Here is a 14,130-nt window from a genome sequence, read left to right on the forward strand (position 1 = left end):
CGGAGCGCCCGGCCCTGCCGGGCGCTTTTGATTTTTACGAACCTGTTCTGCTAGGCTCGCGTCATGTCCGACGAGCCAGAGCGCCATCGCCAGGATAATCGCTCTCCCGCCCTCCATTTCGAGATGGTGCGGCGCAAGCCCGCCGCCTCGCTTGCGGGCGTCGTCACGGATTCCTGCGGCTATCGCGAGACCTGTCCCGGCCATTTCCGCATCGTCGAATATGCTTCGCTGACCGTGCCGCTGGTGATCAGCTTCGCCGAAGCCTTCGCCATCGGGCTCGGCCACAGCCCGGGCGACAACGATCGCTACGCCAGCTTCGCCGCCGGCCTCTATGCCGGGCCGGTCATGATCGAATCCTTTGGCGGCGCCTGCTGCGTTCAGGTCAATTTCACCCCGCTTGGCGCCAGGCAGTTCTTCGGCCTGCCGATGAGCGAGTTGCGCGATCGCATGGTCGGGTTGGACGATGCGCTGGGCTTTGACGGCATCGCATTGCGCGAACGGCTCGGCGAGGCATCGGATTGGAACGCGCGCTTCGACATTGCCGAGGGATTCATTACCAGCCGCCTTGTCGAGGCGAATGCGCTTTCACCGGAAATCGCCTGGGCCTACAGGGCGGTCATTGCGTCAGGCGGCCGCACCCGCATTTCGACGCTCGCCGGCGAGATCGGCTGGAGCCGCAAGCATCTGGCGGCGAGATTCACCGACGCGATCGGCATCGGCCCGAAGACATTGTCGCGCATCGTACGCTTCAATCGCGCGCTGTCCCTGTCGAAGCGGCAGGACGATGACTGGGCCGGCATCGCCGCCGATTGCGGCTACGCCGACCAGGCGCATCTGGTGCGCGAGTTCCGTCAGTTGGCCGGCGAAACGCCGACCGGTCTCGCGGCGTCGATGTAGGCCTGACCCAGGTAACATTTCTTCAAGACGCCGAGACCGCCTTTGCACAGACTGGCATTCATCAACCGACCAGGGAGATTGTCATGCCGACAGCAAACGAAGCACCCCGTCTATACCCGGCTCTGCGCTACAGGAACGCCGCCAAGATGATCGACTGGCTCAGCGAGGCCTTCGGCTTCGAGGTCCGCGCCCGCTTTGGCGAGGGCGACATCGTTCACCACGCCGAGATGGCCTTCGGATCCTCGATGATCATGCTGGGCACAGCACGCGACGACGACTACGGCAAGATGGTCGGTGATCCAGGCGGTGGCGGCGGCAAGTCCATCTACATCGCCGTCGACGACGCCGACGCGGCCTATGCCAAGGCGAAGAAGGCAGGCGCGAAAATCATCCAGGAGCTGGTCGACCGCGACTATGGCAGCCGCGAGTTCATCTGCCTCGACCCGGAAGGCAATGTCTGGTCGTTCGGCACCTATTGGCCGAAGGCGGGGGAAAAGGCGTAGCAATCATTGCCGATGCTCGCGATTAGCCGATGCGTCCGAACTTCGTCATCCACGGGCGGAGCGGGAGCGAAGCGGACGCGCAGACCCGAGGATCCATTCCGTGGCCTCGATCGAGGAGCGCAGCGGAGCAGAATTCTGCACGGTAGCAGCGCCTGAACGTCACGGAATGGATCCTCGGGTCTACGCGCGTCGCTTCGCTCCTTGCTCCGCCCGTGGATGACGACTGGGTGGACGTTTTCGCCAATCGCAAACGTGTGCGGTTCGGCAGGAGAACCTAGCGCGCCAGCGAAAAAATCGCGTCGCAGTCGAGATGCCTCTCCAGCTCGGCCGCGACCTCGTCCAGTGCCTTCTCGACATCCGCGCGATAATCGACACCGCCTCCCCTGACGCCAAGGCTCTCCAGGTATGCGGCGCGAAAAGCGTCGGCGGAAAACAGTCCGTGCAGATAGGTGCCGATCACCTTGCCGTCCGCGGAGACCGCGCCGTCCTCGACGCCGTCGAGGATCGTCGATGGCCGCGCCGTGTCCGGGCCGGTGGTGCGGCCGAGATGGATTTCGTAGCCTTCGAGCGGCAGGCCGAACTGCACCGAATGCGCGCTTGAATTGCGCACAGTCTTCTCAGGTTCCATCACCGTTTCGATGTCGAGCAGGCCAAGGCCTTCGGCTTCTGTCACGCTCCCTTCGAGGCCATCGGGATCGCGCACCATGCGGCCGAGCATCTGGTAGCCGCCGCAGATGCCGACGACATGGCCGCCGCGCTTGCGATGGGCGAGGAGATCGCGATTCCAGCCGTTCTCGCGGAATTTCAGGAGATCGCCGATCGTCGATTTGGAGCCGGGGATAACCACCAGCCCGGCATCTTCCGGCAGCTTCTTGCCCGGCGGCACGAACACCACCTCGACCTGCGGCTCGGCTTTCAGCGGATCGAGATCGTCGAAATTGGCGATGCGCGCCAGCATCGGCACCGCCACCTTCAGCGCCCGCTTCTCGCCGGAAGCGAGGCGTTCGAGCACCACGGAATCCTCGGACGGCAGCCGCCCGGCCGCCTTCAGCCACGGCACGACGCCGAAGCAGCGCCAGCCGGTGAATTTTTCGATCGCGCTGATCCCGTCGTCGAACAACGAGACATCGCCGCGGAACTTGTTGATGAGATAGCCGGCGATCATGCGCCGGTCTTCCTCCGGCAGGATCAGGTGCGTGCCGGCCACGGACGCAATCACGCCGCCGCGGTCGATGTCGCCGACCAGGATCACCGGCACATTGGCGCGCGTGGCAAAGCCCATATTGGCGATGTCGCGGCTTCTGAGATTGATTTCGGCGGGCGAGCCCGCGCCCTCGACGATGACCAGGTCCGCGCCCGCGCCAACCTGCGCCCAGGAATCCAGCACAGCGTCCATCAGTCCGGCTTTCATCGCCTGGTAGTCGCGCGCCCGCGCCTCGCCATAGACTTTGCCCTGCACCACCACTTGCGAGCCGATATCGCTCTGCGGCTTGAGCAGCACCGGGTTCATATGGACGGTCGGCCTCACGCCGCAGGCCAGCGCCTGCAGCCATTGCCCGCGGCCGATCTCGCCTTCGCCGGCCTTGTCGTCGCCCGGAATATCGGCAACGGCAGCATTGTTCGACATGTTCTGCGGCTTGAATGGCCTAACCTTCAGCCCGCGATTCTTCGCAACGCGGCAAAGCCCCGCCACCAGCACGGTCTTGCCGACATCCGAGCCGGTCCCCTGCAGCATGATCGCTTTCGCCATCAGCCCCTGCCCCCTGAGTCAATGGTCGATTTCTGCGCCAGCGGTCCGCCGCGCCAGAGATAGAGCGCCATCAGCGGTTCCTTGCCCGTGCGCGTGGCATGGCTGACATTGGAGGCGTGGTGAATGACCTCGCCGGCGCCACGAATATGAAAGTCCCCCTCGCCCATCCGCCATTCCGTGCCGCCGGTCAGCGGGATGTAGATCTCCTCGGCGATATGGTGGTGGTCGGGATAGACGATGTCGGGCCCGAGGATCAATAGGCCGGCCGCGACCGCTTCGTTGACGAAATGCCCGCGCGTGCCGAACACTTCCAGCCAGCCGTAATTGTCGATGAAACCCTGCCCGAAATCGGCGGCGGTATAGGTCTGCCCCCAGCGCAACTCGTCCCGATGGTCGGCAACAAATCGCGTCAATGGCCCGGCATCGGCCGGAACCAACTCGGCGATGCGATCGAGATGGCTAAGGCAGCCAAGCGCATGCGGCTCGAGAGAACGCGCAGGCATGTCCCAGCCGATGCGCGCGACTTCATCCGTCACCAGATCGTTGTCGGCGCCGGCGAGATAGGCGCGGAATCGCTCCAGCAACTCATCGAAAATTGTCGGCACGCAAGAGCTCCGTTAGTCATTCCATGCACAGCCGGTTCTCAGCGGCCCGGGTTGCGCGGCGGCATCATTGGTCTAGATTGAACGGCGCGCAAAGCCAAAAACGACAGGCCAGAAGGCCTGAACGACAGGGAGCACGCCATGGACGCGGCAGTCGATGCGGGCACTGGCCAGTTCGAGCTCAACGAGGAACAGCGCGCCATCCAGGAGATGGCCCGAGCCTTCGCAGCCGACCGCGTCGCGCCCAATGCGCTCGACTGGGACAAGGCAAAGCACTTCCCCGCCGATGTGATCCGCGAGACCGGGCCGCTCGGCCTCGGCGGCATCTATGTGCGCGACGATGTCGGCGGCTCGGCGCTGGGGCGGCTGGATGCCGTGCTGATCTTCGAGGCGCTTGCCCACGCCGATCCGGCATTCTCCTCTTTCATTTCCATCCACAACATGGCGGCCTCGATGATCGACCGCTTCGGCAGCGACGAGCAGCGCCAGCGCTTCCTGCCGAAACTGACCTCTATGGAGTGGCTGGCGAGCTATTGCCTGACTGAGCCCGGCTCAGGCTCGGATGCGGCTGCGCTGAAGACGCGTGCGGTGAAAAGCGGCGGCGATTATGTCTTGAACGGCGCCAAGCAGTTCATCTCCGGCGCCGGCGACAGCGACCTTTATGTCGTGATGGCGCGCACCGGTGGCGATGGCCCGAAAGGCATTTCGACCTTCGTCGTGCCCAAGGATGCGCCGGGCCTGTCCTTCGGCGCCAACGAGCACAAGATGGGCTGGCACATGCAATCGACCCGCCAGGTCATCTTCGAGGATTGCAGGGTGCCGGCCGACAACCTGCTCGCCGCGGAAGGTGCCGGCTTCGGCATCGCCATGGCGGGGCTCGACGGCGGCCGGCTCAACATCGCCGCCTGTTCGCTTGGCGGCGCGCAGTCGGCGCTCGACAAGGCGCTAGCCTATACCGCCGAGCGCAAGGCCTTCGGCTCCAAGATCAACCAGTTCCAGGCGCTGCAATTCAGGCTGGCCGACATGGAGACGGAGCTGCAGGCGGCCCGCATCTTCCTCTACGCCGCCGCTTCCAAGCTCGACCGCAAGGCGCCGGATGCCGGCAAATGGTCGGCGATGGCCAAGCGCTTCGTCACCGATATCGGCTTCGACATCGCCAACCAGGCGCTGCAGCTGCACGGCGGCTACGGCTATCTGCACGACTACGGCATCGAGAAGCTGGTGCGCGACCTGCGCGTCCACCAGATCCTCGAAGGCACCAACGAGATCATGCGCGTCATCATCGCGCGGAGTTTGATTGGGAGAGAGGAAAAGTAGTGAATAGTGAATGGCGAGTAGTAAATGGTGAATGGCGACCTAGGCAACACTACTCACTACTGACTACTACTGACTAATGACTATTAATTATCACTACTCACTACTCACTACTCTCTACTCACTATTCACTATTCACCACCAACCGCACGGAGCGCCGCAATGACCACCATCGCCTTCATCGGCCTCGGTAATATGGGCAATCCGATGGCTGCCAATCTGGTCAAGGCGGGGCATGCGGTGCTGGGCTTCGACCTTGTGCCCGAAAACCTTACGGTCGCGAAAGAGCATGGTGTGACCGTCATGGCGAACGCCGTCGCCGCGGTGAAGGACGCTGACGTCGTCATCACCATGCTGCCGGCCGGCAAGCATGTGCTGTCGGTTTATGAGGACATCGCGCCCAAGGCCAGGAAAGGCGGGCTGTTCATCGATTCCTCGACCATCGATGTCGAATCGGCGCGCAAGGCGCATGCCATTGCCGCGAAGCATGGTCATCCGTCGATCGACGCACCCGTTTCCGGCGGCACGGGCGGCGCCACGGCCGGCACACTCACCTTCATGGCCGGTGGCTCGGATCAGGCGTTTGCCGCCGCCGAGCCGATCCTGAAGCCGATGGCCGGGCGCGTCGTTCATTGCGGCGGCGACGGCGCCGGCCAGGCCGCCAAGATCTGCAACAACATGATTCTCGGCATCTCGATGATCGGCGTCGCCGAAGCCTTTGTGCTGGCCGAAAAGCTCGGCCTGTCGCACCAGGCGCTGTATGACGTCGCCTCCACTTCCTCGGGCCAGTGCTGGTCGCTGACCACCTATTGCCCGGTGCCCGGTCCTGTTCCGGCCTCGCCGGCCAACCGCGACTACAAGCCCGGCTTTGCCGCCGCGCTGATGCTGAAGGACCTGAAATTGTCGCAGGAAGCCGCGCAGAACGCAGGCGCCGCGACTCCGCTCGGCGCCGAAGCCACGCAGCTCTATGCCTTGTTCAATGCGCAAGGCCACGCCGGCGCCGATTTTTCCGGCATTATTAATTTCCTGCGCGGAAATCCGGCATAAGTCTCTGCTTTTGAAGGGTTATTTCCAAGATTTGCCGGTGCGAAGCCGGCAAATTTAGATTTGCTTAAGGTCTTGCTAACGCACCGGTAACGATGTGCCCTTTAAAACGGACTGCGAGGCGGACATCGCGTCTGCCCGGCGCTCCGGATCAGGTCTCGCGTACCGGAGCCCGTAAATTTCGCAAGTATTCTCGTAGCGAAATGCCACGTGTATCTGGCAAAGCCGCGTTCCCGCAGGGACGCGGTTTTTGCGTTTCGGAGACGCCCTCCACGAGCCGTCCAGGAATGGACCGGGCGCTTAGAGCAATTCCAGGAAAAGTGTGAGCGGTTTTCCGCCCGGAATTGCGTCAAAACAAGGAGGTAGGGCATTTCGCCGTTTCCGTGAAACGGTGAAATGCTCTAGCCAGGAGCGCCCGGAGAATATCCGCTTAGCGCTTGCGCAAATCGGCGTCAGCGAGATCGAGCGCCTTGGCGATGCGCTCGCAGGCCATATCGATCGTGTCGCGCGTCCAGATCAGCGGCGGCGAGAGAATCATAGTGTCGCCGGTGGCCCGCAGCATCATGCCCTGCGCGATCGTGTGGTCGCGCACGACAACGGCAGCGCTTCCCGACGGCAGATAACGTTCCTTGGTCGCCTTGTCCTTGACGATCTCGATCGCGCCCATCAGGCCGATCGAGCGCACCTCGCCGACCAGCCTGTGCCTGGCGATCCGCTCCTGCAGCGCCTGCGCGAAATAGGGACCGGTGTCGTTCTTGACCCTTTCGACAAGCCCTTCCTTCTCGATGATCTCGAGGTTCTTGAGCGCCACCGCGCAAGCCACCGGATGACCGGAATAGGTGTAGCCATGGTAGAACTCGCCGCCTTTCTCGACCAGCGTCTTGGCGATGCGGTCGCCGACCAGCAGCGCCGAGAGCGGCTGGTAGCCCGAGGTCAGCGCCTTGGCGGTGGTGATGGTGTCGGGCTCGATCCCGAACGTCTGCGCCGCGAACCATTCGCCGGTGCGACCATAGCCGGTGATCACCTCGTCCAGCATCAAAAGCACGTCGTATTTGCGGCAGATGCGCTCCACTTCCGGCCAGTAGCTCATCGGCGGGATCTTCACGCCGCCCGCGCCCATCACCGGCTCGCCGATGAAGGCGGCGACCTTGTCGGCGCCGGCTTCGAGGATCGCGTCCTCGACCGCCTTGGCCGCGCGGATGCCGAAATCATGGTCGCTTTCGCCGGGCAACGCGAGCTCATAGGCATAGGGCATCATCACATGGACGATGTTGGGCACCGCGCCGCCGAGCTGCTTGTGCATCGGCTCCATGCCGCCGAGCGACGTGCCGGCGACGGTCGAGCCGTGATAGGCCGACTTGCGCGAGATGACGCGGTTCTTCTCGGGCTTGCCTTCAAGCGCCCAATAGTGGCGCACGAGCCTGAGCGCCGTGTCGTTGGCCTCCGATCCGGACGAACCGTAGAAAACCTGGCTGACATGCGTCGGCGCCAGCTCCGCCAGCTTCTTCGACAACAGCACCGGCGTCGGCGTCGAGCATTTGAAGAACGAGTTGTAGTAAGGCAGCTCCTTCATCTGCGCGTAGGCCGCCTCGGCCAGCTCATCGCGGCCATAGCCGACATTGACGCACCACAGGCCCGCCATGCCGTCGAGGATTTCGGTGCCGTCGGCATCGTAGATGAACGGGCCGTTGGCATGGGTGATGATGCGCGAGCCCGTCTCGCGCAGCTCCTTATGGTCGGTGAAGGGGTGCAGGTGATGCGCGGCATCGATCTGCTGAAGCTGCTTCAGCGAATAATTCTGATAGGTCATGGATTTGATCTTTCCTCTTGAATCAATCCGGCAGCGGCCGGGGCGGATTCGTCAGAGGAAGCGGGGCGGCGAATAGCCGATGCGGGCGCACAGCCGCAACAGCTCGGCGCGCAGCGTGCGCGGTGACGGCGTCACCGCGACCCCGAAGGCGCCTGATGTGCTGAAGCGGATCATGGCAGCAGCTTACGCCGGCTGAGGCCTAGAATTCAAGCTGTTCCGGTTAGCGCCCGCTGCAGGAATATGTAGCGCATCGCCGTCTGCGCCGCCTGCGGCCGACGGTCGCCGCGCCCGCCATGGCCGCCTTCGGTCTCCTCGAAGAACAGCGTCCTGCCGTGACCTGCCTCCTGCAGCCGCGCCGCCATCTTACGCGCATGTCCGGGATGGACGCGGTCGTCGGCGGTGGACGTCATCAGGAGCACCGGCGGATAGGCAGCGTCCACCTTGACATGCTGGTAAGGCGAATAGGCACCGAGCCAGGCCGCCTCCTCCGGCTTCGACGGATCGCCATATTCAGCCATCCACGAGGCGCCGGGGGGCAGGTCGGTGTAGCGCAGCATATCGAGCAGCGGCACGTCGATGATGACGGCGCCGAACAATTCCGGCCGCTGGGTCAGCGACGTGCCGGTGAGCAGGCCGCCATTGGAGCCGCCCTGGATGCCGAGCTGCGCCGCCGTCGTGATGCCGCGCCGGACCACGTCCTCGGCCACCGCCGCGAAATCGTCGAAAGCGTTCTGGCGCTTGCCCTTCAGCGCTGCCTGGTGCCAGGCCGGACCGAACTCGCCGCCGCCGCGGATGTTGGCCTGGACATAGGCATTGCCCTTGTCCAGCCAGAGCCTGCCGCGAATGCCGGCATAGCCGGGTAGCAGCGGCACTTCGAAGCCGCCATAGCCGTAGAGCAGCGTCGGCACCGGTCCTTTCTGGTCGCGCCGCCGCACCACGAAATACGGGATCATCGTGCCGTCCTTCGAGCGCGCCTCGAACTGCTCCGAGATATAAGGCGAGGCGTCGAAGCGGGCCGGCTGCGACTTCACCGTTTGAAGCGTCTCGCCATTGTCGTCCGACCAGATGATCGAGCTCGGCGTCAGGAAATCGGTGAAGGAGAAGGAGACGCTCGCGCCGAAATGCTCGACATGGCTGATGCCGACATTGCCGTTGTCGGGCAGCGCTATCCGCTTCAGCGACCAGCCTTCTGCGGCGCGGTCGCAGGCGATGACCTTGCCGCGCACATTGTCCATCAGGTTGATGAACAGCCGGTCCTGCGTCCTGGCGAGGCCGGCGATCGAAACGCGGTGCGCCGGCTCTAGCACGGTCTGGAACGGACCGAAGGCACCGTTCTCGATCCAGTGATCGAAATCGACCGAATAGAGCCCGTCGGGCAGGCAGCGCGTGCCGTCCGGCGCCGTCCAGGGGCTGCGCACGCCGAAGATCAGTTGGCCCTTGAAGACCACGGTGTCGGTGGCGTCGTCGGGCAGCGGGATGCGCCGGTTCTCGCCCGAAGCCAGCCGCAGGAAACTGTGCGAAGTGAAGAAGTCGAGCGTCTTGCCGAGCAGCACGTGCCGCTTGTCGCCGTCATATTCGACGCCGCCGCCGACCGCGAGATGTTGTTTCTCGCCTTCGAGGATCGGCGTGGCGTCCTCGAGCTTGGCGCCGCGCCGCCACAGCTTGATCACGCGCGGGTAGCCGGACTGCGTCTTGTCGTCTTCCTCGAAAGCGGCGGAGACGATCACGGTATCTTCGTCCAGCCAGGAAAAGCCCGACTTCGAAGCGGGCGCGCGAAACCCGTCCTCGACGAAGGATTTCGTCACGATGTCGAATTCGCGCATCTCACTGGCATCGCCGCCATCGGGCGACATGTAGAGCAGGCAGCGGTTGAAATCGGGATAGAGCCGGCTCGCCCCGCCGAACACCCATTTCACGCCTTCCTTCGCGGAAAGCTGATCGAAGTCGATGATCGTCTCCCAGTCGGGCTTGTCGGTCTTATAGGACGCGACCGTCGTGCGCCGCCAGAGACCCAGCGCATTGGTCTTGTCCTGCCAGAAATTATAGACATAGCCGGCAAGCGCAGCCCCGACTGGGATATTGTCCTCGGCCGTCATCAGGTCGAGCGCGATCTCGAAGGTCGCCTGGTAGGAAGGATCGCCCTGCAATTCGGCGACCGTCAGCGCATTCTGGCGATGAACCCACTCCAGCGCTTCCTTGCCGTTGCGATCCTCAAGCCAGAGGTAGGGATCGTCGGCGGTCAATTCGAGCTGGGTTTTGGTCATCGTGCTGGTCATACAGGTCTCCATCCGGCGGCCCCGCCTACATCGCGTTCGCTGCCTTGATATTCAAGAGCCATTCGGGGCCGGTCATAAAACGCGCCGTCGAACAACTGTCGCCGCCGCCAGCGCCGCGCAGATGGCGCCAAGCGTGACCGGCAGGCCGGCGGCGCCAATGACATCCATGACGCCGCCAGTGAGCGGCGGCACGACGATGCCGCCAAAACCCCACATCAGCGAGAAGGCGGCATTGCCGGCAACCAGCGCCGACCCGCTGAAGCGCTCGCCGAGCTCGATGATCGACATCGTGTAGATGCCGTAGGAAACGGCGCCCCAGATAAAGACGCAAGCCCAGATCAGCGGCGTCTCGATCAGCGCCGGCAAAGCCACGCATCCAAGGACGGTCACCGCCACGCAGCCGAACCGCACCAGGCGCGCCGTCAGCCTTTCGGCGAGCAGGCCGAGCGGCACCTGCATGGCGATGTTGCCGGCGATCATCACGGAAAGCAGCGCCGACATACGCGCTTCGGGAATGCCGTGATGCGTCCCATAGACCGGCAGCAGCGCCAGTATCGCCTGCTCGAACCCGGCCGCGACGATCACCGCCGACATAAGCAGCCAGGCCGTTGGTATGAAGCCCAGCACCGAAACCTTGTTCTCGGCCTCGTCGACGTTCGGCAGCCTTTTCACCACCACGGCCAGGCAGCCGCCGCAGAACAGGAAGGCAAGAATGCCGACAAGGAAAGGCGGCCAGCCTTCGGTGCCGACGCCGAGCAGGCAAAGCGGCCCGGCCGCGAAGCCCGCCGAGATGATGGTTGAATAGATACCCATGACGCGACCGCGCCGCGCCGGCGGCGCCAGAGCGATCACCCAGATTTCGCTCAAGACATAGAGCGGGTTGGTCACCACGCCGATCAGGAAGCGCAGTGGGAACCACAGATAGACATTTTGCGTCCAGCCGATCAGCGCCAGCACCAGCGCCGAAAGCGCCGCGCAGGTCAGCGCGGTCCGCCCTGCCCCGAACTGGCGCGCCAATCCCGGGATCAGCGGCGAGGACAGGATGAAGCCGACCGGCGTCATCGCCGCCGACAGTCCGATCGTCGCCGGCGAAACGCCCTGGCGCTGCAGGATAAAGCTCAGCAACGGATAGGAAAGCCCTTGCGCAATGGCGAAGACGGAAACCGTCGCGATCACGCCGGTGATCGCGGCCCACTGCACCGTCTCGTCGCTTTCCGAGCCCGCCAGCGTCATCATTGCCGCTCCAATCTTCGGAGCCTTAGCCGCTACCGGCGACAGCCGTAAGGGCCAACGGCGGCTAAAGCGCATGCTCCAGCCAGTCCCTGTCAGGAGCGCTGGCGCTGCCAGGATCAGCACAACGTAGCGGCACCCAGCAACGCATCGAGCCCGACGATGACGCAGGCAGCCGAGCGGCCGATCGCCTGCGGCCGCCTCCCCTTCCGTCATGTCGCTTCCCTCGCCCTAGTGGTCGCCGCCTCCTCACCGGCTGCATTGCTGCCAGTCCATTATGCCGGCCAAATTCGCATCCTCACGAGGCCTCTCATGACTGCCGCCCTTCATCCTGCCGAGCCGGCACTGGCAACCGATCGCGCCCGCCGTGGCGGCCGCGCGGGAAAGCGCGCCGGCGGTTCGGCCGCCTTCGAGCAGCCCGCCTTCCGGCAATTGAAGAACCCGCTGACGCCAACCAGGCTGGTGTCCGATGACGAATTGGAATCGATCCACCTCGCCTCGCTGCGCGTGCTGAGGGAAATCGGCGTCGACGTTTTGCACGATGAAGCCCGCCGCATCATGAAGGCGCATGGCGCCGACGTGCGCGAAGGCTCGGAGCGCGTGCGCTTCGACAGCGACATGATCCTCGAGCTTGTCTCGCACTGTCCGTCGGAATTCACGCTGCATGCCCGCAACCCGGCGCATAATCTGCGCTTCGGCGGCAACAACGTCATCCTGTCGATGATGGCTTCGGCGCCGAACTGCTCCGACCTCGACCGCGGCCGCAGGCCCGGCAACCAGGCCGATTACCGCAACTTCCTGCGCCTGGCGCAGATGCATAACATCCTGCACTGCACCGGCGGCTATCCGGTCGAGCCGATCGACATCCATCCGTCGGTGCGGCACCTGGAATGCATTCGCGACCTTGCCATGCTGACCGACAAGGTCTTCCATATCTATTCACTCGGCAAGGAGCGCAATGTCGACGGCATCGAGATCACCCGCATCGCGCGCGGCATCAGCCGCGAGCAGCTGATGCAGGAACCGTCGGTCTTCACCATCATCAACACCAATTCGCCGCTCAAGCTCGACGTGCCGATGATGGAAGGCATCATCCAGATGTCGAGCATGGGCCAGGCCGTGATCGTCACGCCCTTCACGCTGTCCGGCGCCATGGCGCCCGTCACCGTCGCCGGCGCGCTGGTGCAGCAGAACGCCGAGGCGCTCTCGGGCATTGCCTTCGCGCAGATGGTCAAGAAAGGCGCGCCGGTCGGCTATGGCGGCTTCACCTCCAATGTCGACATGAAGTCCGGCGCGCCGGCCTTCGGCACGCCCGAATATATGAAGGCGCAGCTCGTCGGCGGCCAGCTCGCGCGCCGCTACCAAATCCCCTACCGCACCTCCAACACCTGCGCCGCCAATACGGTCGACGCCCAGGCCGCCTATGAAAGCGTGTTCTCGCTATGGGGCGCGATCCAGGGCGGCGGCAATCTGATGATGCATGGCGCCGGGTGGCTGGAAGGCGGCCTGCGCTGCTCCTATGAAAAGACCATCCTCGACATCGACCTTTTGCAAATGGTGGCCGAATTCCTCACCCCGCTCGACCTCTCCGAGGATGCGCTCGGCTTCGACGCCATGCAGTCGGTCGGTCCTGGCGGCCATTTCTTCGGCACCCAGCACACGCAGGAACGTTACAAGACCGCCTTCTATTCGCCGATCGTCTCCGACTGGCGCAATTTCGAGACATGGGCCGAGGCGGGCTCGCCGACGGCGATGGAGCGGACCAACAAGGTCTGGAAGGAGCGCCTTGCCTCCTACGAGGAGCCCTATATGGATCCGGCCATCCGCGAGGAGCTCAACGACTTCGTCGAGAAACGCCGCGCCGAAGGCGGCGCGCCGACGGATTTCTGATCGTTGATCTCAATTTCTGACTCCACATTGCACAACACGGATCTATCTGCATGAAATCCCACGTAAAAGCGGTTGTCATCGGCGGCGGCGTCGTCGGCTGTTCGGTGCTCTATCACCTCGCCAAGGCCGGCTGGACCGACATCATGCTGATCGAGCGCTCGGAGCTGACCTCCGGCTCGTCCTGGCATGCGGCGGGCGGCTTCCACACGCTGAACGGCGACCCGAACGTCGCCAAGCTGCAGGCCTATACGGTCCAGCTCTATAAAGAGATCGAGGAACTCTCCGGCCAGTCCTGCTCGCTGCATCTGACCGGCGGCGTCATGATGGCCGACACACCCGAGCGCATGGACTTCCTGCGGCTGGCTCACGCCAAGGGCCGCTATCTCGGCATGGATACCGAGCTGATCACGCCCTCGGAAGCCAAGGCGATGTTCCCGCTGATGGACGAGACGAACTTCGTTGGCGCCATGTGGGATCCGGTCGAAGGCCATCTCGACCCTTCGGGCACCACCATCGCCTATTCCAAGGCGGCAAAAAAGCTCGGCGCCGAGATCGTGCTGCGCAACCGCGTCGTCGATCTCACTCAGCAGCCGGACGGCACTTGGAACGTCGTCACCGAGCAGGGCACGGTCCATGCCGAGCACGTCGTCAATTGCGGCGGCCTGTGGGCGCGCGAGATCGGCCGCATGGTCGGCGTCGAGCTGCCCGTGCTGGCCATGGAGCATATGTACCTTTTGACCGAGCCGATGCCGGAGGTCGAGGAGTTCAATAGGTCGACCGGCCGCGAGATGATCGGCGTGCTCGACTTCAAGGG

12 protein-coding genes are annotated in these 14,130 nt (G+C 64.0%); 6 read left to right on the plus strand and 6 right to left on the minus strand.

Going from position 1 to position 14,130, the window contains the following annotated elements; all coding sequences use genetic code 11:
- The first annotated feature begins 63 nt into the window (after positions 1-63).
- Both FJ423_RS28080 and FJ423_RS28085 read left to right on the plus strand, forming a co-directional pair.
- Positions 64-897: an AraC family transcriptional regulator gene (locus tag FJ423_RS28080; RefSeq protein ID WP_140846171.1), complete on the plus strand. Its 834-nt coding sequence runs from the start codon at positions 64-66 to the stop codon at positions 895-897.
- Between the two features lie 83 nt (positions 898-980).
- The gene (locus FJ423_RS28085) at positions 981-1,400 is read left to right on the plus strand and encodes a VOC family protein (RefSeq protein WP_140846172.1); all 420 of its coding nucleotides are present in this window, start codon (positions 981-983) and stop codon (positions 1,398-1,400) included.
- Positions 1,401-1,674: 274 nt separating this feature from the next.
- On the opposite strand, the gene FJ423_RS28090 is transcribed toward FJ423_RS28085, so the two are convergent.
- Positions 1,675-3,150 carry a cobyric acid synthase gene (locus FJ423_RS28090; protein ID WP_140846173.1) on the minus strand — a complete coding sequence of 492 codons (1,476 nt, stop codon included), beginning with the start codon at positions 3,148-3,150 and terminating at the stop codon, positions 1,675-1,677.
- A complete protein-coding gene (locus FJ423_RS28095) occupies positions 3,150-3,755 on the minus strand; it encodes a dimethylsulfonioproprionate lyase family protein (protein WP_140846174.1) in 606 nt (201 codons plus the stop codon). The genes FJ423_RS28090 and FJ423_RS28095 overlap by 1 nt, the downstream gene beginning before the upstream one ends.
- A gap of 138 nt (positions 3,756-3,893) precedes the next feature.
- On the opposite strand from FJ423_RS28095, the gene FJ423_RS28100 reads away from it, so the two are divergent.
- A complete protein-coding gene (locus FJ423_RS28100; protein ID WP_140846175.1) occupies positions 3,894-5,069 on the plus strand; it encodes an isobutyryl-CoA dehydrogenase in 1,176 nt (391 codons plus the stop codon).
- Between the two features lie 159 nt (positions 5,070-5,228).
- On the plus strand, positions 5,229-6,113 hold the full coding sequence (mmsB, locus tag FJ423_RS28105; protein WP_140846176.1) for a 3-hydroxyisobutyrate dehydrogenase: 885 nt from the start codon (positions 5,229-5,231) through the stop codon (positions 6,111-6,113).
- 427 nt (positions 6,114-6,540) lie between these two features.
- Here the strand turns inward: mmsB and FJ423_RS28110 are convergent, their stop codons facing one another.
- From FJ423_RS28110 to FJ423_RS28125, 4 genes are all read right to left on the minus strand, one after another.
- Positions 6,541-7,920: an aspartate aminotransferase family protein gene (locus FJ423_RS28110; RefSeq protein ID WP_140846177.1), complete on the minus strand. Its 1,380-nt coding sequence runs from the start codon at positions 7,918-7,920 to the stop codon at positions 6,541-6,543.
- Between the two features lie 51 nt (positions 7,921-7,971).
- A complete protein-coding gene (locus tag FJ423_RS28115; RefSeq protein ID WP_040969798.1) occupies positions 7,972-8,094 on the minus strand; it encodes a hypothetical protein in 123 nt (40 codons plus the stop codon).
- A 32-nt stretch (positions 8,095-8,126) separates the two neighbouring features.
- Complete coding sequence (locus FJ423_RS28120; RefSeq protein ID WP_140846178.1) at positions 8,127-10,196, minus strand: prolyl oligopeptidase family protein; 2,070 nt, start codon at positions 10,194-10,196, stop codon at positions 8,127-8,129.
- A 72-nt stretch (positions 10,197-10,268) separates the two neighbouring features.
- On the minus strand, positions 10,269-11,429 hold the full coding sequence (locus FJ423_RS28125) for an MFS transporter (protein ID WP_140846181.1): 1,161 nt from the start codon (positions 11,427-11,429) through the stop codon (positions 10,269-10,271).
- Positions 11,430-11,738: 309 nt separating this feature from the next.
- Between FJ423_RS28125 and FJ423_RS28130 the strand changes: the two genes are divergently transcribed.
- Together FJ423_RS28130 and FJ423_RS28135 are read left to right on the plus strand one after the other, a co-directional pair.
- A complete protein-coding gene (locus tag FJ423_RS28130) occupies positions 11,739-13,316 on the plus strand; it encodes a trimethylamine methyltransferase family protein (RefSeq protein ID WP_140846179.1) in 1,578 nt (525 codons plus the stop codon).
- A 50-nt stretch (positions 13,317-13,366) separates the two neighbouring features.
- On the plus strand, positions 13,367-14,130 hold a 764-nt coding region (locus FJ423_RS28135; protein WP_140846180.1), incomplete at its 3' end, for an FAD-binding oxidoreductase.

The sequence above is a fragment of the Mesorhizobium sp. B2-8-9 genome (genome assembly GCF_006439475.1).
GTDB lineage: Bacteria > Pseudomonadota > Alphaproteobacteria > Rhizobiales > Rhizobiaceae > Mesorhizobium.